We start from the raw sequence: 20,555 nt of genomic DNA, 5'->3' as shown, positions 1-20,555 counted from the left end.
CAGCTGCCGCACAATAAATTAAAGGCATTCACTTTCACCAGGCCCCGTAAGGTCAATTTATTCATGCCTTAAATCACTGTAATATTCCGCTTTCTATTTGAAGAAAAGTAGGCTCTATACGGTCAAGTCATTTGGCTTTCTTTAATAAACAGCTGTTGTCGAGCAATTGGTCTGTCTATTTTTACTTTCATTTTGTCTACATAGCTCAGCTTTTTGTGTGATTCATTATTTATAAACACTAAAGGCAAAAAGAAAGACCTGAGCCAAATTATTAAGGCTGTACTTAACATTTTTCTTAAGTACTTAACTATGACATCCGTGTAGGTAACAAAGGAGCATCTTCCCTAGAAAAAACCAAAGGTCAGCGCGCTCTAAAATAGCAGCGCACTATAAGTAATATTTTATATACATTAAGGTTTCTTTATCACGTAAACTTTAATCAGAGTAATTAATTTTATAGTACTATATTTTGTAAGCTCCAAAATATACGGTTTCTTTTATTGCACCCATTTTTCTATAATCGTTTTTCTAAAGTGATATCTAAAAACCTAAACCCACCTGTAGGTAACTGAACATTAATCTTCCCATTTGTGATTTTAAACTCATCCCCTGACAAAATATCTTTAATTTTTTTAGGCGATATAGTGTTAAAGGTTACCTCAGCTAGTGCTGTTTGTGGATTAATATAACCGCCGTCAATCAAGGTTAAACGTAAATTAGTAGGGGATGTTTGCGCAACAACCCAGGCAACATTTCCTTTAACGGTAATTGGTAATAACGCTGATTTCTCTTTAATACTTTTTTCTATCGTTTTATAAAACTCTTTTGCTGAAAAATGTTGTTTTCCATCTGCAGAAACATACTCCCTACCGTCAGTTAAGTACTCTTGCATAATGTTTTTATAAATAGGGTGTAAATGATCAACTAAAGCACCTCTAGCTGCTTTATCATCAGCGAATACGCCCTTTTGTGGTGGTGTAATTAACACTAAACCGTTTGGGTATTGAGGTAAGAAACCCAAACGCCTTTCTTTAACACCTGCGGCATAACGTGAAAAATCCCACTCAGTCACAGGAGCACCAGGCCATGAGCCATTTAGTCGGCTGAATACCATTGGATTTTCATCTTCGACCTTTTGATCATACAGCGACGTTGTTTTAACATTATTCCCTTCATCTAAATAATGGTTATCTGGTGGCAACATGCCAATATTTACAGGTGAATAGCTTAAAATTTCATTAGGTTTAGGTATGTACAACGCGCCTTTGCCAATTAAATCCCAAAAGGTTTTCATGTGTGTTTGGTCAACAGGAAAATTATTAATATAAGTCGCGCCATTAGCTGCACTATAGATGTACTGTCGCAGAGCATGATTAGGCAACATTTGATGCGAATTTTGTCTTAATCGATCATAACTTGTGTTGTCTCGAGCTAAACGCGCTCCCCAACTGTTAACCGAACCACTAGCCCACAAACCGACTCTACCGGCAATGCTTAATTCCATCGATTTATCAGTAGTTTCTTCCATTGCAGGTACAAAAACATCGGCAAATTCACCGGAAATTAGCCTTGACCACCCTTTTTTATAAACCATTGATTGCCAGAACGTGTGCTTGTTCCTTAAAAACAAGTTGCCGTTGAGTTTTTGTGCCGCCTCCGCTAAAGGAAACATAAAATCTTCTAACATTATTTCAAAATCTTTATCGTAGTGAGCCACTTCAGGAAAAATTAAAACAGATTTTTTCCCATTGGCTACTTTTAAGGTTTTAATATGAGTATCTAAACTACGGTAGTATGGATCGTTACCATGACCGCCCCAATAGGCTGCACCAACATCACCACTGTAGAGTTGTTTGGCTTTTTCTAATATTTCGGCTTGCGATAAATCATATTTTTTTCTTCGGTCACGTTTATTTTGATAAACCTTGTTCGGTATTGCAGAACGATCCCAATTTTCAGTACCCAGGTTGCCTGAATCAAGAAATATAGGGCTATCGTATTCATTCGTGATGTGTTTAACCACTTTCTTTGATGTCTTATTTATATCAGACATTAAATATACAGGTAATGGTTTATGTTTATATGTCGTTTCTTGGTAATGCGTTAACTGCTGGTTTACCTTGTCAATATTATTCAAAATAGCAGCAATTTTTCCAGGAGGGTTTAAGTTTTTAAATTGATTATCCCATCCTTTTTTCGCAATATCTAAAACGTGAATGCTGCTACCACCACTTTGACTACTGGCTAAAATAATTTTATTTGTTGCAGGGTCTTTCCACATATCGTTATACGAATACTTTCCTGTAACCACATTAGCTTTAGTTTTAGCTTTTTTCATAGTGGCAGGAATAATAGTTAAACTATTACCGTAAAGGATAAATATACTTTTTTCACCTTGATATTCAACTAGTTCGGTTTGAGCTATTCGATAACCAAACTTACCGAATATAGGTGATATTGTTTTTAATGGAATAACGGTTTCAGACTTTGTTTTAGGATCATATAAGGCGATGCTTTGGTTTTTCATTTTAGTGCTGCCCAAAAGCACCTCTTGATTTGCGTCGTCATCAATATCTACTACACGTATATCACCAATGGGTGAGCGCATCGCTTTTAATGGGTCAGCAATAAATGGCTTATCTACGAGTGGTTTAAATAAATATATAGCGCCAGATCCTTGCATTGAATTAACAACACCTAGCACCGCTAAAACATCACTACCGTCGGCTTGTTTAAGTGCTCTTAAAAAGTTGATTGAGTGACGTTTAGCTGGTTGAGAGCGCGCCTGAGGGTTATCTTTGGTTGCTTTGTTTGGGCGCGATTTTTCAATTGAATAAGTTGAAGATGCAATGGTTTTTATTAACTTACCTTGAGTGTCTAAATAATAAAAATTATTATCAAAACCACCGGCGACCACATATGAAGTATTATCTTTTTTTATAGCAGTAACAGAGTACATAGGTGCATCATTAATTTTAAATGACCATTTCAATTTACCTTTGTCGGATAAACAATACACATGACCATCTGCATTAGCGGTCAATATTTCATCATTACCATCACCGGTAATATCTTGTGTCCAAACATCATGGTTCATAAAACCAGACAATTTATTTTCCCATAAAACTTTACCGTCATAATCTACTGCAAATAAAGTCCCCTCGTAACTTGAGCCTACGATGTATGAGCCAGATTTGCGATTAGCTGATCTCACTTTACTAATAGTGTATGGGGTTTCAATACTATACAACGCAGGCGTTACATAAGGCCCTAATCTACTAGGACTAGCGGTAGTGCAACCGCTTGTTAGCAATACACATAATACAAGGTATGACATTTTTTTGATTATAATTTTCATTTTTATCCCTGAATTAAGTATTTACTCAAACATTTTATATTTCTATTATGCGGAATAATTAAACAAGAGAACCACTTTAATTGCTATAATTAAATAGACAAAGCCGAATCACTAAATTTACTTTTGGACTAAGCGTTCATCTTTTTACTGAACTAGACTGCCACCCTAATGAAATATACAAAACGGTGCCATTAAATTTAATTTAAGATTAATAATTTATCTTTTATCGCCGGGTTATTTCATTTCATCCATTAAAATAAGTCATTAGCGCTCTTACTACAAAACAAGACTGTTGTGGTCAACTAATTCCGGACAGTAAGTTAAGTTTGTCTTCTGCTACAGCAGGGGCAAGCATTCGATTATAGCTATATGGCCCGCGCCAGTTATAGTAATTCATCAAATAACGTTATCCATAAAGCAAAAAAGCACTCTATAAGAGTGCTTTAATTTAAGTTTTCAATCAGGCTATTCGTCTAGCCAATCTATGGCTGCGGTAGCATTTTCAAAGTATTGAACCTCACCCGATATAAACCAGTTACCTATTTTCGCCATTCGCGCTTGCCACTCTTTATTACCGTAAATAGCTACTTTTTTAAATTCTTTAGAGTGCTTAACACCTAACTTGAGGTCGTCCCACGCTGCGCGTAGTTCCCAGCCTTCAAGTTCACTACCATCTATTAAAACATTTACTACAGGATGATTAACTTCGCTAAGTGCTGAATTTATCATTGGGGTGATTATTTTATAGTCGTCGTGAGTAAGTGTACCAACGGCTTTAAGTTTTAAAAAAAACTCTCGTCCTGCACGTTCAAGACCAATAGATAAACCATGTATTGTGTGTACCATTGCCACTCTCCTTAAATAGTAAGTAACAAAAATACACCTTCTAAAGTTAATTAGTCCTGAACTAAATCAATAAATAGCCCTGAACTAGATCAATAAATAATCTTAAATAAACTACTCAATTATGCGTTTTGTACACGAGAGATCTGGTTTTCTACATCAGTTAAATGGCCTGTTTTAAGCCATACCTTTGCACCGTTACTTCCCGCTTTAACATTAATAGTGCTATTAATAGGCACTCTTAACCAACTGTTTTTTACAAGGGTATCGGCTTGCTCGTCAAACGAGCCCTCAAGTACTAGAAGCTCTGCTCCACCTTTTGCGTTTATAACCATGTCGGCATTAGGCTCAAAGTGTAATAAGCTTACGTCTTCAAAGTCGTCTTTATATAAAGGTGTTACGGCTACATTTTTAAAATGTGGATGCACCGTACTTTGCATCAAGTCTGTTTGCAAACGCACATGCGTTCGATCCTCTGGCTGAAACTGCCATAACTTTACAAATATAACGCAGCCGTTTTCAGATCCCGGTTTATGCTTTGATTGCGGAGGGTTACGGATATAGGAACCTGCCGGAAAATCGCCATGCTCATCTTGAAATACACCTTCTAGCACAACAAACTCCTCACCACCTGTATGTACATGTGGTGAAAATTCACTGCCCGGTGCATAACGAACAATAGTTGTTGCGCGAGCAACTTCGTCGCCCACCCGATCCAGCGCTCGTCTATCAACGCCCGCCATTGGCGATGCAACCCACGGGAGTGTTTCGCTATGTACTACAACTCGCTTACTAAAATCGGCAGCAATTTTCATATTTGGCTCCTAACCGGTGTTTTACTTAAACCCTAACCTAAAACAAGTAAATTAAGCAGCAACACTTGGGCGTTTTGCTACTTTTTCTTGCCATGCTACTAAATGGGTTAACTCATTTGGGATTGCTATTTGTGCAAATCCAGCAAATACCAGCCCAGCATACAATGTAATATCAGCAATACTAAACTGCTCACCACCAACAAATGCTGATTGCGCTAATACATCATTAAAATAGCTAAACCCTTGGCGTGCCTTTTCGCCTTGTTTTTCACCCCACGCCACATTTTGATACGTTTCAAGCTCTGGACCTAAACCATCAGTTGCATGATGAAAGTAAGTTGCCACAGCGTCAAGCACCATAGATTCTGCGCGTTTTTGCATCATGTTAATTACTGCACGCTCTTTTGCGGTTTCACCCATTAAAGATGGGCCTTCAAATGCGGTATCAATATACTCAGTAATAGCGGTACTTTCTGATATAAACGTGCCGTCATCTAGCTCTAATACGGGCACACCTGCTAATGGATTTTTAGCTAAGAAGGCTTCTGTTCTGTGCTCACCATTTAATAAATCAACAGGTACAAACTCAACATTTGCAGTGGCATTTTTTTCAGCTAAAGCGATACGAACACGAAGTGGGTTTGGAAAGTTTTCTACATCATAAATTTTCATAGCAATCTCTATCTTTATTGTTTAAAAGTGAATTAATGGCAGCAACCTACCTACCGGTAGGTAATTTATAGTATTAAACTAAATTTAAGTCAACGTTTAAATTTTTCTGATTTATAGGATTTAACTTAATTCATAATAAAATTAGGGGGTTGCTTAAAAATAAAAACGCTTGTAAATAACTACCTACTGGTCGATAATTTTGCTATTCCAATTGCATTAAATAAGTGATCTATTATTGCGCTAAGAAAATAGCGCAATAACAAGGCGAAAATTATGACATCTAGTTATTCTATATGAATAATTTTTAACGCAGTTAGTGAGTTGTTTAATGCGATACAATGATCATGTTTTAATAAAATTGGTATTACTGTAGATAGGAAAATATTAAAAGTGAGTAAAAAAGAAGCGTTATTAAAAGCAGCTGAAAACAAGGTGCGCCTTGGCGGGTACAGTAATTTTAGTTTTAGAGAGCTCGCAAGCGAAGTTGGAATTAAGAGCGCCAGTGTGCACTATCACTTTCCGACTAAGGCCGATTTAGGTGCTGAGCTTGCTCATCAATATACTAATTCTTTTTTAGCTGCGTTAGGCGAGCCAAACGAGCTTAAAGCAAGCGGTAAAAATCCTATTGATGTGTACACTCAGCTTTTTAGAAGTGCATTAGTAACCGATCGTAAAATGTGTTTATGTGGTTTGCTAGGAGCCGAAAGCGATAGCCTTCCAGATAAAGTACGCCTTGAAGTAAAACGCTTTTTTAATCAAAATTTAACATGGCTTAGCGCTGCGCATTTAGCTAATGGTGAACTCAACCCTACTAAAGCGGCTATTCAAACAGTGAGCTTGCTTGAGGGTGCTATGATGATAAGCAAAACGCTCGACGATAACAGTTACTTTGAACTTGCAACTCAGTAATACCTAAATTTAGTACACAAAAAAAGCGAGCTATTCATTATGAATAGCTCGCTTTTTTAATGCTTGAAATAACTTATGTGATTATTATTAAACCGCTGTTGGTTTAACTTTATGCTTAGAGTGCACAATAGCTAAAACAATTAAGCCAATCACTGTTACTACAGCGCCAATAGGTTTACCTAAATCACTTGATAAGTTAAGACCAATTGCGGCAGTACCAATATAAGAAACCGTTACCGCAGTTGCTATAACAGCAGGAACACTGGCAATCCAATGGAATGTACCACGGTCAAACAGGTACTTAGTGGCAAGCCATAATACGCTTGTAGAAAGCAGCATGTTTGAAAATGCAAAGTAGCGCCAAATTAATGAGAAATCGAGCTTCGTCATAAAGTACGCTATAGCAAGTATAGGCACCGCTACTAATAAACGGTTACGTAAACTTTGCGGAATATTAAACGCATCAACAACGGTTAAACGTAATGAGCGGAACGCTGTATCACCAGAAGTAATTGGGAAAACGGCTACTGCAATAATTGCCATTATACCGCCAAATACACCTAAGTAACTGTTAGCTACATGGTTAACAACTAAACCTGGACCACCTTGATCAAGCAATGCTTTTAAGCCCGCGTAACCATCTGGGAACGCTGCAATACCAGCAAGTGCCCATACACAACCTACAATACCTTCACACATCATAGCGCCGTAGTAAACTGGACGTACGTATTTTTCGTTAGTTAAACAACGCGCAATAATTGGCGCTTGAGTAGAGTGGAAACCACTAATAGCACCACAGGTAATTGTTATAAATAACAATGGCCATGTTGGTAATCCATCAGGGTTTGGCTCTAAAAAGTCATGTGCGTGATCAGCTTCAAAGTAAGCTAAAAAGTCACTTGGTACCGGTAAGTGCGGCGCATTAATAAGTAATGAAATAGCAATTGCCACTGTCATTACAATCATTAGCGCACCAAAAATTGGGTAAAACTTAGTAATGATTTTATCAATTGGTAGCAAGGTAGCTAAAAAGTAATACGCTAAAATAGCGAGTACCCAAAAGGTATTATTTGCCAGTATTGTACCTTCAAAAAAATCAAGGTTACTTAGCAAACCTGCAGGGCTCATAATAAATACTACACCTACAAAAAACAGTAGCATGGCAGTAAATACAAGCATAAAGCCTTTAAATACGACGTTGTAATAATGGCCTGCGATTTCTGGTAGGCTTTTACCGTCTTCTTTTATACTCATTACACCTGAGAAGAAGTCGTGTACAGCGCCACCTAAAACATTACCCAGTACAATCCATACTAGTGCAACTGGTCCGTATAAAGCACCTAAAATTGGGCCAAATATTGGGCCTACGCCAGCAATGTTTAAAAACTGAATTAAAAATGCTCTTACTGGGTGAATGGCTACGTAATCCACACCTTCGCTAAAGCGTTTTTGTGGTGTGTCAGCAGTTGAATCCAAACCGGCTTGTTTTTCAACAAATGGGCTGTAAAACTTATAGCCCAGTATTAAAATAGTGAGGCAGATAAAAAAGATGATCATAAAGCACGTTTCTCTTTTTGTATTTTAGTTATAGAGCGCATTGTGTGTCGCCCCGCCTTTTCAATCCGTGAATAATCGACGAACAATAACAAAGCTTCAACCCTCAAACAATAAGACGTTTAGCTAATACAATAATCGATATAAGCCACTATTTACGCAACCTGCACACTTAACGCTCCACATTGAATATTTATTACACACGTCTTATTTTGGGCACAAAAAAAGCGGTTAAACTTTTACGTTATAACCGCTTTCACACACAATGTTTTTTAAAGTGGGTTCATAAACTCACTAATTTGTTGATGCGTTAAAGTAGGTGTTGCGCCAGAACTTTCGGCGACCATTGCTCCAACGGCACATGCAAAGTCAACGGCATATTGCGCGTCGTCGTTGCTACAAAGCTGATAAATTAACGAACCTAAAAACGAATCCCCTGCGCCAACAGTGTCAATTACGCTAATTAAATAACCTGAATTATAAAAATTCTCGCCTTTGATTGTTAATAAAGCACCGTGGCTACCTTTGGTTACACATAAGTAATCGGTATTTGTTTGCTGTGCTATAAACGCTAAATTTTGTTCAAGCGAATGAAACTTACAACCCATCGCTTTTGCTATTTCGTATAGCTCTTCATCGTTTAATTTAATAAAGTCTGCTTTATTCATTAAATCTACAAGTGTTTCTAGCTTGTAATGCGGTGCACGTAGGTTTACGTCAAATACTTTAAAGTTTGCTACATCAACTAGTTGATTTAATGTTGCCAGTGACGCTTCGCTTCGCCCAATTAGGCTGCCAAATACAAATACATCGCTACTTTTAACTTTACTAAGTAACTCATCAGTAAGCGCTATATTATCCCACGCAGTGTCTGCCACTATTTCATAACTTGCTGAGCCGCCACTGTCGAGTGTTACCTCAACCGTGCTGGTTTTTTTGTCACTATTAATAGCAATGTATTCGCAGCTTACGCCTTTGCTAGTAATTTCGCCTAGTAGCTCAGCGCCTAACTCGTCGTTGCCAACAGCGCTGATCATATCGGCTTTAATGCCTAGTGAGTTGATACGCACACACATATTAAGTGGCGCGCCACCTAAGCGTTTACCTGAATCAAAACAATCCCACAGCACTTCGCCAAAGCAGCTAACACTTACGTTTTCGCCTGATTTATGATTAATTAAAATGCTCATAATTAGTTACTCTTTTGATCAAGTACAGCCTGCATAATGGCTTTAATTTTACTATTAGGTGCATACAACGCAGCAATCGACTTTTTATATTCAGCAGTAAACGTTTCGTTATGCTCAAGCTTACCAAACAAGCTCGTTAACTTTAAAAGTGCAGACGGGCTAGTTTGAGTCTCTTGCGCGTAAGAATTAAGCTCTTTGTGCATCGCATCTTGAATTTCAAGCTTTTCGCCGTTTTCACTTAAACCCTTATCGCTGTATAAACACCAAGTTGCAATAACAAGCGTTGCCAGTGATACATCTCGACCTTGTACTAGGTTTTCGTTAATTGTGGCAATTAAAAACTTAGGCAGTTTAGCTGAGCTTTCACTACAGATACGCGCTAGGCTGTCTTTAATATTAGGATTAGCAAAACGCTCTATTAACGTATCTTTGTAGCTTTCAAGGTCAATGCCTTCAAGTGGTTCAAGATTTGGCGTTACTTCTTTATCCATAAAAGCACGCAGGTATGTGGCAAATAATTCATCCGATACCGTTTCATCAATAGTGCCATAGCCATGGATTGAACCTAATAAACCAAGTACAGAATGCCCTGCATTAAGTAAACGTATTTTCATGGTTTCATAAGGCGTTACATCAGTAACAAACTGAGCACCAACAACATCCCAATTTGGACGAGAGTCACTAAATGTGTCCTCTATTACCCATTGTGTAAACGACTCACAGGTAATTGGCCACTCGTCGCTAACACCATATGCATCAACCACGTAATCAATATCACTCTTTTTAGATACCGGTGTAATACGGTCAACCATCGCATTTGGAAACGATACGTTTTGCTCAATCCACTCACTTAGGTCTTTGTCTTGCTCTGTAGCAAAGGCTAAAAGCATTTTGCGTGTTACGTTACCGTTGTGCTGAATGTTATCGCACGACTGCACTGTAAATGCGCCTAAGCCTTGCTCTTTACGCAGTTTTAACGCAGCCGTAATGTAACCAAACGCTGTAATTGGGTCGTTCGGGTTATTAATGTCGTTAATAATATCTGGATTACTGTAATCAAACTCGCCCGTTGCAGGGTTAAAGTTGTAGCCGCCCTCGGTAATAGTAAGCGACACAATTTTAGTATCGCTGTGCGCTAACTTATTAATTACCGCTTGTTTGTCCTCTGGAGCAAACAAAAAGTCGATCATTGAGCCTATTACTTTGTTATCTATTTTACCGTCTGGGTGTCTAACAGTAAGCGTATAAAGGTAATCTTGCTGCTTTAAAATATCACGCAGACCACGATTACCCTCTAAAAGGCCAACACCACATATGCCCCATTGCTCAGAGCCTGGGGTTTTTAAAAGCTCGTTAACATATACCGCTTGATGAGCACGATGAAAACCGCCCACGCCAATATGAACAATACCGGCTTTAACTGCGCTACGGTCGTAGGTTGGTGTATCAACATGGCTTGGTAATTGAGCCAAGCTTAGTTGGTTTAGCCCTGTAACTAGAGCGTCAGTGTGTTGATGTTGCGTCATGGTGCGACCTTACTAAACAAAAATAAAATATAAATTACGATACTGTATTACGATAAGTAATTACGATGCTGTATTGAGTACTTTATGGCGTTTTAACGACCAGTACGCAGTAACAAAATAAATAACAGTACAAATAAAACAGGCTATTTCGAATTGCGATTTATTAGCGCTGTACATACTCATAGTTTCACTGAAAAACATCACCTGGCTGGCAAATATAAAAATAATAACCAGTGAAACCGTAGAAACCGCATTAAGTACTTTGGTAAATACAGAGCTGTCAATTACTGGCTTTGGAATGTCTTTAGCTTCAGCGGCTTGATATTCTTTAATATCACGTTGCTCTTGCTCTTCTGCTTCAATCTCTTGTGTGTAATCTTCACCGGCGCCGTATTTTTTAGCTAAAAGCGTGTAAATAACAATTGTGAAAATCCACGTAGGAATAAACAAGTAGTAAAACGACATTACATCAATTGCGTTTAAGCCAAAGCCAAACACAAGCGCTAACGCCCAAGATGCTATAGCCGGTACGCTGCGAGTAATGTTTTTATATTTAGCCCAGTAACGTGTTAGGCCAATTTTAGGAAATAACACATGTTCAGCAAACACAATGCCGCCTACTGGCACAACTAATAAGCCTGCGTAGGTAAGTAGCGGAAGCATTTGTGAAAATACAAACGGGAAACACGCAATAATCACGGTTACAACACCTACAATAGCGGTTGTGCGTTCACGTGATTGATTAACAAATATAGATTGTGCTGCAAGGCCTGCACGGTAAAGGTTTGCGTTAGCTGTAGTCCAACCGGCAATAATTACAATAACAAAACCAGTCCAACCTAATGCATGGTATGCAACATCGCCCGGATCAAGTGATGAAATAGTTGTTTTAAGTAATACCGCAACACCTGCGCCCATAATACCGGCAGAGATCCACGCTAAGTAATGACCAAAAAACATGCCCACACCAGAAAACAAACCATAGCTTTTGCGTTTAGCAAATCTAAAAATAGCCATGTCGATTAAACCAAAGTGAGTAATTGAGTTAGCAGCCCATGCAAAGCCAATCACTTCTAATAGGCCAATACCTTTTTCACCATCGGCATTGGTGCCCGTCCATATGGAGGAGTCGCCTATGGTCATAAAGTCGCTAAAGCTAGTTAAAGAGGTAGAACCTAATACGTGATTTGAAAGCTCAGGGAATAACGCGAACGAACCTGCAATAAATATAACAAATAGCCACGGCGCACACAGTTTCGAAAAGTCAGCAACCGTAGAAAAGCCATACATCGCAACAAACACAACAATAGAGCCAACAGCTAAAACAATGGCTACAAACCAAAAGCTATTTGGATACCAATCAAGTTGTGCAGGTATATCAAACAAAAACCGCACGGCGGTGGAGGATACCGTGATCATCGCGGCCGATATAACACTAAAAATAACCACGTTAGCCCAGTTATAGAGCTTGGTCATTGAGTTACCAGCGATTTTGTTTAAGTAGTTATATAAACTTAAGCGGGTTTCTACTGCAATGGGTGCAGTAATCAGCCACCAAGAACACATTGCTAACAGGTTACCTATTAATAAACCCAGTAGAATGTCGATGGTTGAAGCGCCTAATGCAACAAACGTTGCACCAATAACAAATTCAGTAGCCGCAACATGTTCGCCAGCATATAGCCCTGCAAAATGTTTCCAGCCGTGAAGCTTATTATTAGCAACAGGAAGTTGCTCTTCGTTTACATCTTTAAATGTTTGTGTGTGTGGACTCGTTGCCATGGTATTTCCTATTGTTAACAGCAAAAGATTTAATACCTAAATACTTTGCCTTTTATAATTTGGCTTATAAACGCATGATGTTTCGCCATGTCTTGTTTTATTTTTAGTAAAGCAAAACCATCTACATTTATATTTTGCGTTTGCTTGCCTGTCAGTGTGTAAGGCGAGCAAATCACGTTTAAAACTTTGTTTATTTAAAAAGCCGCGTGTTTACTGCTTTTTAAGTGCAGGGTATGCACTAAAAAAATCTTGCCAATGCGGTAAATGATCAACATTTGGGTAAGCACTGTGCACATGATTAACAGAGCCTTGCATATGTTGCCCACCGCTGTAATGCAGTACTTGCATGTTGGCGTCGATTCCTGCATTTACGCCGGCTTTACTGTCTTCAATCACTAAACAATGCTCTGGCTTTACACCCATTTGTTTAGCTGCATGTAAAAATAAATCGGGTGCTGGTTTGCCACGCTTAACTTCGCTGCTGGTAAAAACCGTATCGCTAAAGTACTTACTTAAACTCACTACGCTCAACGCTTTTGCGGTGCGTGCTGGGCTGCTGCTAGTAGCTATACAAATAGGCACAGCTAAATTGTTAAGTACGTCTTTTATACCGTCAGTCGTGGTTAGCCCGGTTTCAAATTCGTTTAACAGTGCTTCGCGGTAGTCACCTTCAAAGCTTTCAGGAAGAGTGACATTAAATGCATCCGCTATTTTTTGGCTTACTGTTTTAAAATTGCAGCCTAAAAAGTGTTGCTGTACATAAGCACGGTCAATATCAACGCCTTTTTCAACAAGCATATTAATGAGTACTTGTGCGCTTAAAATTTCGCTATCAATAACAACGCCATCACAATCAAATATCACTAGCTCAATGTTAGTATTCATCTTGTCACCTTATTAAAACTGTTTGGTTTAGCTAATTTAAGTATAACGAGTTAAGCGCGATTAATATTGTGCAGCTTTTTAGTGCAACTCAATAATGAGCATAAGCCCACCGATTGAGCATATTCCCTTTATTGCACGAATATGTCAACACACTGTAAGTATAAAACGCACCAGCTTGGTGAAAATACACTCAGATAAAACTAAAAACCTTTGTATTTAATCAACTTTATAAAAGCATATTGCGACCAAGGTCGTAGTAAAAAAATTCCGTTAACGTAAAAAGTGCTCCTGTTAATTTATTTCATCTGTTTTACAAATCACATCAATCTAATTAATCAGTTTTACCGAAGTTAATAAAGTCAATACTATCGTTAACAGATTAACAGCCTGCACCACTGCCGGCACTTTTAAATAGATGAGGTCGACAATGAATACTCAAATAAACAAAACAAAATTAACACTAACTGCACTAGCACTTGCAATGGCATTACCGGCAAGCGCAGCAACAACACTTACTAAAGATAACGGCGCAGCTGTTGGCGACAACCAAAATTCAATTACTGCAGGCGAACGTGGCAGTGTATTACTAGAAGACGTGCAACTAATTCAAAAACTACAACGCTTTGCACGTGAGCGTATTCCTGAGCGTGTTGTGCATGCTCGTGGTACTGGCGCACACGGTGTGTTTGTAGCATCAAAAGAGCTAGACGATTTAACAATTGCAGCACCGTTTGCACAAGCTGGTAAAGAAACAGACGTATTTGTTCGCTTTTCATCAGTAATTCACTCAAAAGGTAGCCCAGAAACACTGCGTGACCCACGTGGCTTTGCAACTAAGTTTTACACAGACCAAGGTAACTGGGATTTAGTAGGTAATAACTTACCTGTGTTCTTTATTCGTGATGCGATTAAATTTCCAGACATGGTTCACTCTTTAAAACCATCTCCGGTTGATAACATTCAAGATCCTAACCGTGTATTTGACTTTTTCTCACACGAACCAGGTTCTACACAAATGCTAACGTGGGTTTACAGCGACTACGGTACACCAGCAAGTCTTCGTAAAATGGACGGTTGGGGTGTACATGCATACAAAATGATTAATAAATCGGGTGATGTTAAATACGTTAAGTTTCATTGGGTAAGCCAGCAAGGCATTGATAACCTTGACGCAAAAGAAGTGGCAAAAGTACAAAGCCAAAACTTTCAGCATTTAACACAAGATTTATACACTGAAATAAACAGAGGCAATTTCCCAAAATGGGATCTGTACATTAAAACGCTTGATCCGTCGCAACTTGATGACTTTGATTACAACCCGTTAGATGCAACAAAAATGTGGTTAGACATTAAAGAAACTAAAGTAGGAACAATGACCTTAAACCGTATGCCAACTAACTTCTTCCAATCTACAGAACAAGTAGCAATGGCACCGGCAAACATTATTCCAGGTATTGAGCCATCAGAAGACCGCTTATTACAAGGTCGTATGTTTTCTTACGCTGATACACAAATGTACCGCCTAGGTGCTAACCACCAGCAATTGCCAATTAACCGTGCAAAAGTTGAAGTGGTTAACTACAACCAAGACGGCGCAATGAACTACGGGAATACAACAAGCAATGTGAACTACCAGCCAAGCCAAGAAAACGTAGCTGAAAACCCAATTGCACGTAGAAGTAACACAGAGCTTAAAGGCTTTGTACAACAAGCCGCGATTAAAAAGCAGCAAAACTTCGCGCAAGCAGGTGTTATATACCGTGGTTTTAGCAAACAAGAACGTACAAACCTAATTAATAACCTAGCAGGCGATTTAGGTAAAGTGCAAAACAGCAGTGTTAAACACAAAATGCTTAGCCACTTTTACAAAGCTGATACTGAGTACGGTACACGCTTAACTAAAGCTGTAAACGGCGACCTTAAAATGGTTAAACAACTAGCCGCTAACTTGTAAGTAGCTAGTTGTAATTAACTAGCTGTAAGTAATCAGTTGTAAAAATTAGTCCCAACTAAGCAAGCAGCTATATAAGCAACCACAATTATGAGGAAGGGATAACCCCCTTCCTCTTTTTATAAGAGACAATTGTTATGCGTAATTTATTAATTATAGTCGCTCTACTACTGAGCTTTACCAGTAGCGTTTACGCTCAAAATACCCCAAGTACACAAACACCCAGTACGCAAGTTGAAAGCCAACATTCTGCAAAAACACAATACCAAAGCTTATTTGCTTATTACTTTGCCGCAGCACGTACAAACGACACAGCTGTAATAGAGCAATTTGTAGATGCCGGTATTCCTATCGACAGTTACAACAATAAAGGTTACACCGCATTAATGATTGCCACTTATCACGGTAATAAAAACACGGTAAACACGCTTTTACACTTAGGCGCTAATGCTTGCATGGAAGATAACCGGGGTAACACAGCACTTATGGCCGCTATATTCAGAGGTGAATTTAGTATTGCAAAAACACTCGTATCACTTGATTGCGATAACGCGCATCAAAACAAAGCCGGTCAAACAGCCGAGCAATTTGCACAAACATTTGGTCAACAAAAAGTTATAGAGTTACTAGCGCAGGTAAATAATGCAAAATAAACTGCACGCAACAAAAAGCCCTAAAACTTTAGGGCTTTTGATTTACTAAATATATGTTCAAATTAAACGTACTTACTCTAAAAACAGTGTGTTTATTAAGCTTTCTTGTTCTTTTCCAGCTTCATGTTTTAATGCTCGTATAAAATCCATAGAATTGGCGGGACTGTTTGGATAACCATGATTTTCCCAAACCAACTTGAGCGCATTAATAATGGGTTCATCCCCAATAGCAGCGCGTAGCTTAGCAAAGACAATAGTTGCTTGCGAATATTGGTCAAAGCTTTGTGTAGCATCAACTAAGGCTGATCGCTCCTTTATGTTCATCAACATACTTTGCTCGTAGCGTGTTGTTTCATACTCAACCAGCGCTTGCATTGTCGCTTTCCCATAACGCTGCTCTATAACAACAAGCTCAATATACTTTGCCATAGACTCCACTAAAAAAGCGCTATCTGAAAGTACCCCATTACCAATATCATGGCCAAACCATTGATGAGCGGTTTCGTGAACTGCACGGCGATAGCGTTGATCAAAGCCTGCATTAGCGCTTGGCTTTGATCTAAAACCAACACTGTCTTCAATAAGTATAAGTTGCGGCAATGCATAACCTGTAGCACCAACACTAGGCGAGCCTATTAAACTCAATTGTTTTGCTCTATAAGGGCTTATATTATTAAGCCATTTTATTGTATCGCCCATTGCGCTGAGGTTTATAGCTATAGACTCCGCTCGTGCTGGCTCGTTTTTATCTTTAGCAAACACGTTTAACATCACGCCATTTTGCTGCTTGGTAACAGGGGAATAAGGCACCGTCACCCAAGCTGGGATTGCATTTATGGGTGCACGAGTCTCAAAATGAAATATTTCGCGGTCATCTTTGCTGGTACGTGATATTTCCTCTCCTTGGGTTATAACCTGATAACCACTTGTTGTACTCACTTTACTCGACATAGTAAGCCACTGGTAATGAGTACTTGCTTTCACCGTTTTAGCAAATAGCTTCGTGGGTCTAATAACCGACTTCACTTTAAGTGCGTGTTGCTGACGAAGTATCGGATCGGTTAATTCATAATTACCTTGATAGCCAACAGTCGGCAATAAAGGCACTGATCGTATATAGCTAAATTCAGGGGTTATTATCTGATGGCCTCTTACTGGCCAAAGCTTAGCTTGATGAACATCAAACCGTGTAACTAGTTTACGTATTTCTCCTGGCTGCATTTCATTCTCAAACTTAAACACAGCTTGATTAAGCAAGGGAAAGCTTTTAGCCCTTTGCGCGCCATCGATTTCAATATCGGCCCATTTATAAAAACCAGAGCGCCCAACCAATATCTCTTTAATAGGGGCTTGATGGGTGTTTTTTAAGGTATATATTAAGGAAAAATGAGCTTGCTGCTGATGCGGATAAAAGTCTACATTAGCATCAATGTGCATAATGCTTGGCTGTGCTACATTGCGCCATTGTGAGAATGCTTTTTCGTATTGTGCTTTAAATGCCTCGCGTTTATGCGAGTTGGTTAAAGGCTTCTCCTCAACCAGTCTTAAATGTAATTGAGTAAATAGCGCCACAGTGATAAGTAAAGGTATAAGTAACCAAAAATGTTTAACCCCCATTACTCTTTGGCTCAACCCGGCACCTCGGTGATTAAAAACTCCCGTAATTATAACTAAACTTATACACGCCACTAACCAAACTGATATATAAGGCCAATAACTACTTATACTTGCACGATAACCCCAAAAGTTATCAGGTGCCTGCAAAGGCGTCCAACCAACACTCCACAATGTATGCGTAAGACCAAGATAAGTCATTATCGGTGTAAATTTGATCAGTAAAATAACAGCAATTAGCAAACCCGCAATAAGCTGCGAACGACACAAATTAAATACACACAAAAATACACACGCAATAATGGCAAGCACAATTGCCATCAAAAATAAAATGGTTAAATGTACTTCAAATTGATATGCACTGTGTAAAAACCACTGAGCTGCACTTGCCCCTAATAAGCTCATTGTTAAAAAAACCAATATCATAGTACCTAGGACCAATAACTGACTGTTTAAAAAGTAATATGTTTTGAGCGGTGTAGCAGCGATCAGCTCAGCTATATTATAGTATTTAGCAAAGCAGCTTACTTGCCAGCTCCACAAAGCCATTAATAAAGTGCCAAACAACAATTGCATATCAAATGCATAATAGCTAATTGCATCAAGGCTTGTGGTGCTCATAACACTCATTGGTTCAACATAACCAGACGACGAGGCAACACTATTAAAAACCATCACCGGCCAAACAAAAATAATCAGTAAAGTAACAGGGTGTGAAACCAAATTAACCAGCGTAGTTTTGTATAAACTGGCCATCATCAAAAATGGCTTTTGCGTGACTCTCGCTGTTTTATATTCAGCGGGTTTTAACGTGTTGTAACGAATGTATTCGTTAGTATTTTTAGTTTTTTTACTCTTTAATAATGTGTGTTTTTTATTTTTACTAAAAGTAATATAAAAAATACCAACAGCAAGCATACTCACAACAACGCGATTAATAGCAAATGAAGCCCCTAATGAATTGGTTAAACTGTTTATTACGGCAGTGTATGCAAAAGGGTCAAGCCAAACAAATAATGTATAAAAGCGATTGCTTATAATACTACTTCCAGCAAGCATTGGATTTCCGGTAATACTTGCAAGCATTATGTAGCCTATCCACAACACCGTAAAAACAACATAATTGGGTAATGAATTAGCTGATTTATGGCAAACAAAAAAGGCAATAACAACTAAAAAGCAGCTATTTGGTAACAATACTAAAAAGCTATTAAATACAGTAAAATAAACCACATTTGGTATATAGCCCAATTGCCTTACATGCATGTATATCATTACTAAATCGCTAATTAAGCTGATAATAAAAACCAAGAAAATCAGTAAGCATACTCTTGCTAAACTGCGCTTAAATAAACTAGTTTGCGTAGCATAAATAAGCTCCTGCATTGACGCGTGCTGATCTCGTAAAAATATAACGGGTGCCAATACTCCTACAAGCACAGGTAACTGCATCATTTGTAGCATTGTAATATTTAACTTAAATTGTTTTAACGAATCAACTTCAACTGCTGCAAGCCCAGAGGACAACATAACCGCAAATACCAAAGGTATAATAATGCACAGCCAAACAAGTGGTTGGCGCACTGCATATCGCCACTCATTAAAAATTAACATGTTTGACTTCCTTCATTAAGTGCAAAAAAGTACTTGTCTTGAAGCGTAGCGGGCGAATTTATTGCATTGTGTGCAGGCGCTGTGTCTGCATACACACGAAATGACGCTCTACCATAGCGATGGCTCTTACTTAATACATGCTGAGTTGGTATGCCCGTAGGTAAACTTTCGAGCTGCCAAATCTTACCTTCTAAAGGAACTAGTAACTCTTTTACGTCACCGCTTTGTATGAGTGCTCCTTGATCTATAATGGCCACGTAGTGACATAAATTTTCTACATCTTCAACAATATGGGTCGATAACAATACCAACCTATTTTGACTAATACTAACGAGTAAATTGTTTAAACTTTCTCGCTCCACGGGATCAAGCCCAGCAGTGGGTTCATCCATAATAATTAGCTTTGGGTTACCTAACAAAGCCTGAGCCACACCAAAACGCTGCTTCATTCCTCCCGAAAAATTAACGACCTTTTTATTAGCAAACTGAGTCAAATTGGTTAGTTCAAGTAAACTATTAATTTGGTTTTTGCGTGCATTACCATCTATACCTTTTAATACGGCAATATGCTCAAGTAACGCTCGACAACTCATATTGGGATACACACCAAAATATTGTGGTAAATAGCCTAGCTGCGATCTAAGCGCATCTGGTTGGCTAATTACATCAAGGCCATTAAAATTAATATGTCCGGAGTCGGCATTTTGTAAACACGCGAGTGTGCGCATAAGTGTTGATTTACCCGCCCCATTTGGGCCAAGTAGACCAACCATACCGGCGGGTAGAGTGATCGTCACATCATTCAAAGCCTGCGTACCATCTGCGTATTTTTTGTTAATATTTTTCAGTGTAAGCATTAGTTTCTTCCTTAATTGGTATAGCACCAGCTTAAGAAAACAAGTCAATACAAGCGAGAAAACAATGGTTAACGTCTTGAAATAAATGATGAACATAAAAAAGTAACGTTGGTCATTTAAATATGACCTTTCATCATTTAAATAAACGGACTAGTGTGCTTAAAACGGTTACTAACCCTATGAAATGAAATAATTATTTTAAAAATAAATTATGATTGAAACAGTTTTATGGATAAACTAGCGCGCTCAGCGTAGTGAATTGTGCAAAGGTAATGTTTAAAATAAAAAGACAATTTTATCTGAGCGTACCCGCTCAGAAACTATAATAAAAA

General features: G+C 38.5%; 14 protein-coding genes. 3 read left to right on the top strand and 11 right to left on the bottom strand.

All coding sequences use genetic code 11. The annotated features are described in order from the left end of the window. Positions 1–514 precede the first annotated feature (514 nt). The 4 genes from I6F50_RS12900 to I6F50_RS12885 all read right to left on the bottom strand — a co-directional run bounded on the left by I6F50_RS12900 (position 515) and on the right by I6F50_RS12885 (position 5,688). A complete protein-coding gene (locus I6F50_RS12900) occupies positions 515–3,358 on the bottom strand; it encodes a PQQ-binding-like beta-propeller repeat protein (protein WP_165741919.1) in 2,844 nt (947 codons plus the stop codon). A gap of 465 nt (positions 3,359–3,823) precedes the next feature. Continuing rightward, positions 3,824–4,204 carry an STAS/SEC14 domain-containing protein gene (locus I6F50_RS12895; RefSeq protein ID WP_165728989.1) on the bottom strand — a complete coding sequence of 127 codons (381 nt, stop codon included), beginning with the start codon at positions 4,202–4,204 and terminating at the stop codon, positions 3,824–3,826. Between the two features lie 119 nt (positions 4,205–4,323). After that, positions 4,324–5,016, bottom strand: coding sequence for a cupin domain-containing protein (locus I6F50_RS12890; RefSeq protein WP_165728990.1), 693 nt, complete (start codon positions 5,014–5,016; stop codon positions 4,324–4,326). 51 nt (positions 5,017–5,067) lie between these two features. Next, complete coding sequence (locus tag I6F50_RS12885; protein WP_165728991.1) at positions 5,068–5,688, bottom strand: glutathione S-transferase family protein; 621 nt, start codon at positions 5,686–5,688, stop codon at positions 5,068–5,070. Positions 5,689–6,078: 390 nt separating this feature from the next. Between I6F50_RS12885 and I6F50_RS12880 the strand changes: the two genes are divergently transcribed. Next, a complete protein-coding gene (locus tag I6F50_RS12880; protein WP_101163235.1) occupies positions 6,079–6,597 on the top strand; it encodes a TetR/AcrR family transcriptional regulator in 519 nt (172 codons plus the stop codon). Positions 6,598–6,684: 87 nt separating this feature from the next. Here the strand turns inward: I6F50_RS12880 and I6F50_RS12875 are convergent, their stop codons facing one another. The 5 genes from I6F50_RS12875 to I6F50_RS12855 form a co-directional block, all read right to left on the bottom strand. Continuing rightward, a complete protein-coding gene (locus I6F50_RS12875; protein ID WP_004334688.1) occupies positions 6,685–8,154 on the bottom strand; it encodes a carbon starvation protein A in 1,470 nt (489 codons plus the stop codon). A gap of 269 nt (positions 8,155–8,423) precedes the next feature. Beyond that, the gene (locus I6F50_RS12870) at positions 8,424–9,341 is read right to left on the bottom strand and encodes a carbohydrate kinase (protein WP_007584308.1); all 918 of its coding nucleotides are present in this window, start codon (positions 9,339–9,341) and stop codon (positions 8,424–8,426) included. 2 nt (positions 9,342–9,343) lie between these two features. After that, entirely contained in the window at positions 9,344–10,867 is a 1,524-nt protein-coding gene (locus tag I6F50_RS12865) for a mannitol dehydrogenase family protein (RefSeq protein WP_165739947.1), read from the bottom strand. Between the two features lie 60 nt (positions 10,868–10,927). Continuing rightward, a complete protein-coding gene (locus I6F50_RS12860) occupies positions 10,928–12,649 on the bottom strand; it encodes a cytosine permease (protein ID WP_024591939.1) in 1,722 nt (573 codons plus the stop codon). Positions 12,650–12,859: 210 nt separating this feature from the next. Further along, complete coding sequence (locus I6F50_RS12855) at positions 12,860–13,534, bottom strand: HAD family phosphatase (RefSeq protein WP_165728995.1); 675 nt, start codon at positions 13,532–13,534, stop codon at positions 12,860–12,862. A gap of 427 nt (positions 13,535–13,961) precedes the next feature. On the opposite strand from I6F50_RS12855, the gene I6F50_RS12850 reads away from it, so the two are divergent. Both I6F50_RS12850 and I6F50_RS12845 read left to right on the top strand, forming a co-directional pair. Beyond that, the gene (locus I6F50_RS12850) at positions 13,962–15,488 is read left to right on the top strand and encodes a catalase (protein WP_165739945.1); all 1,527 of its coding nucleotides are present in this window, start codon (positions 13,962–13,964) and stop codon (positions 15,486–15,488) included. 134 nt (positions 15,489–15,622) lie between these two features. Beyond that, positions 15,623–16,138: an ankyrin repeat domain-containing protein gene (locus tag I6F50_RS12845; protein ID WP_165739943.1), complete on the top strand. Its 516-nt coding sequence runs from the start codon at positions 15,623–15,625 to the stop codon at positions 16,136–16,138. 72 nt (positions 16,139–16,210) lie between these two features. On the opposite strand, the gene I6F50_RS12840 is transcribed toward I6F50_RS12845, so the two are convergent. Beyond that, on the bottom strand, positions 16,211–19,366 hold the full coding sequence (locus I6F50_RS12840) for a M1 family metallopeptidase (protein WP_165739942.1): 3,156 nt from the start codon (positions 19,364–19,366) through the stop codon (positions 16,211–16,213). Then, complete coding sequence (locus tag I6F50_RS12835; RefSeq protein WP_165728998.1) at positions 19,360–20,223, bottom strand: ABC transporter ATP-binding protein; 864 nt, start codon at positions 20,221–20,223, stop codon at positions 19,360–19,362. The genes I6F50_RS12840 and I6F50_RS12835 overlap by 7 nt, the downstream gene beginning before the upstream one ends. Between the last annotated feature and the right edge of the window lie 332 nt (positions 20,224–20,555).

The organism is Pseudoalteromonas sp. NZS127_1 (assembly GCF_015864295.1).
Lineage (GTDB): Bacteria > Pseudomonadota > Gammaproteobacteria > Enterobacterales > Alteromonadaceae > Pseudoalteromonas > Pseudoalteromonas arctica.
The sequence above is the reverse complement of the archived record's forward strand: the minus strand, read 5'-3'. Positions and strand labels throughout refer to the sequence as shown.

What these genes read in the sequence shown, in the direction of transcription:
- I6F50_RS12900 (WP_165741919.1), bottom strand. Translation starts at nt 3,358, where the DNA reads ATGAAAATTATAATCAAAAAAATGTCATACCTTGTATTATGTGTATTG.
- I6F50_RS12895 (WP_165728989.1), bottom strand. Translation starts at nt 4,204, where the DNA reads ATGGTACACACAATACATGGTTTATCTATTGGTCTTGAACGTGCAGGA.
- I6F50_RS12890 (WP_165728990.1), bottom strand. Translation starts at nt 5,016, where the DNA reads ATGAAAATTGCTGCCGATTTTAGTAAGCGAGTTGTAGTACATAGCGAA.
- I6F50_RS12885 (WP_165728991.1), bottom strand. Translation starts at nt 5,688, where the DNA reads ATGAAAATTTATGATGTAGAAAACTTTCCAAACCCACTTCGTGTTCGT.
- I6F50_RS12875 (WP_004334688.1), bottom strand. Translation starts at nt 8,154, where the DNA reads ATGATCATCTTTTTTATCTGCCTCACTATTTTAATACTGGGCTATAAG.
- I6F50_RS12870 (WP_007584308.1), bottom strand. Translation starts at nt 9,341, where the DNA reads ATGAGCATTTTAATTAATCATAAATCAGGCGAAAACGTAAGTGTTAGC.
- I6F50_RS12865 (WP_165739947.1), bottom strand. Translation starts at nt 10,867, where the DNA reads ATGACGCAACATCAACACACTGACGCTCTAGTTACAGGGCTAAACCAA.
- I6F50_RS12860 (WP_024591939.1), bottom strand. Translation starts at nt 12,649, where the DNA reads ATGGCAACGAGTCCACACACACAAACATTTAAAGATGTAAACGAAGAG.
- I6F50_RS12855 (WP_165728995.1), bottom strand. Translation starts at nt 13,534, where the DNA reads ATGAATACTAACATTGAGCTAGTGATATTTGATTGTGATGGCGTTGTT.
- I6F50_RS12850 (WP_165739945.1), top strand. Translation starts at nt 13,962, where the DNA reads ATGAATACTCAAATAAACAAAACAAAATTAACACTAACTGCACTAGCA.
- I6F50_RS12845 (WP_165739943.1), top strand. Translation starts at nt 15,623, where the DNA reads ATGCGTAATTTATTAATTATAGTCGCTCTACTACTGAGCTTTACCAGT.
- I6F50_RS12840 (WP_165739942.1), bottom strand. Translation starts at nt 19,366, where the DNA reads ATGTTAATTTTTAATGAGTGGCGATATGCAGTGCGCCAACCACTTGTT.
- I6F50_RS12835 (WP_165728998.1), bottom strand. Translation starts at nt 20,223, where the DNA reads ATGCTTACACTGAAAAATATTAACAAAAAATACGCAGATGGTACGCAG.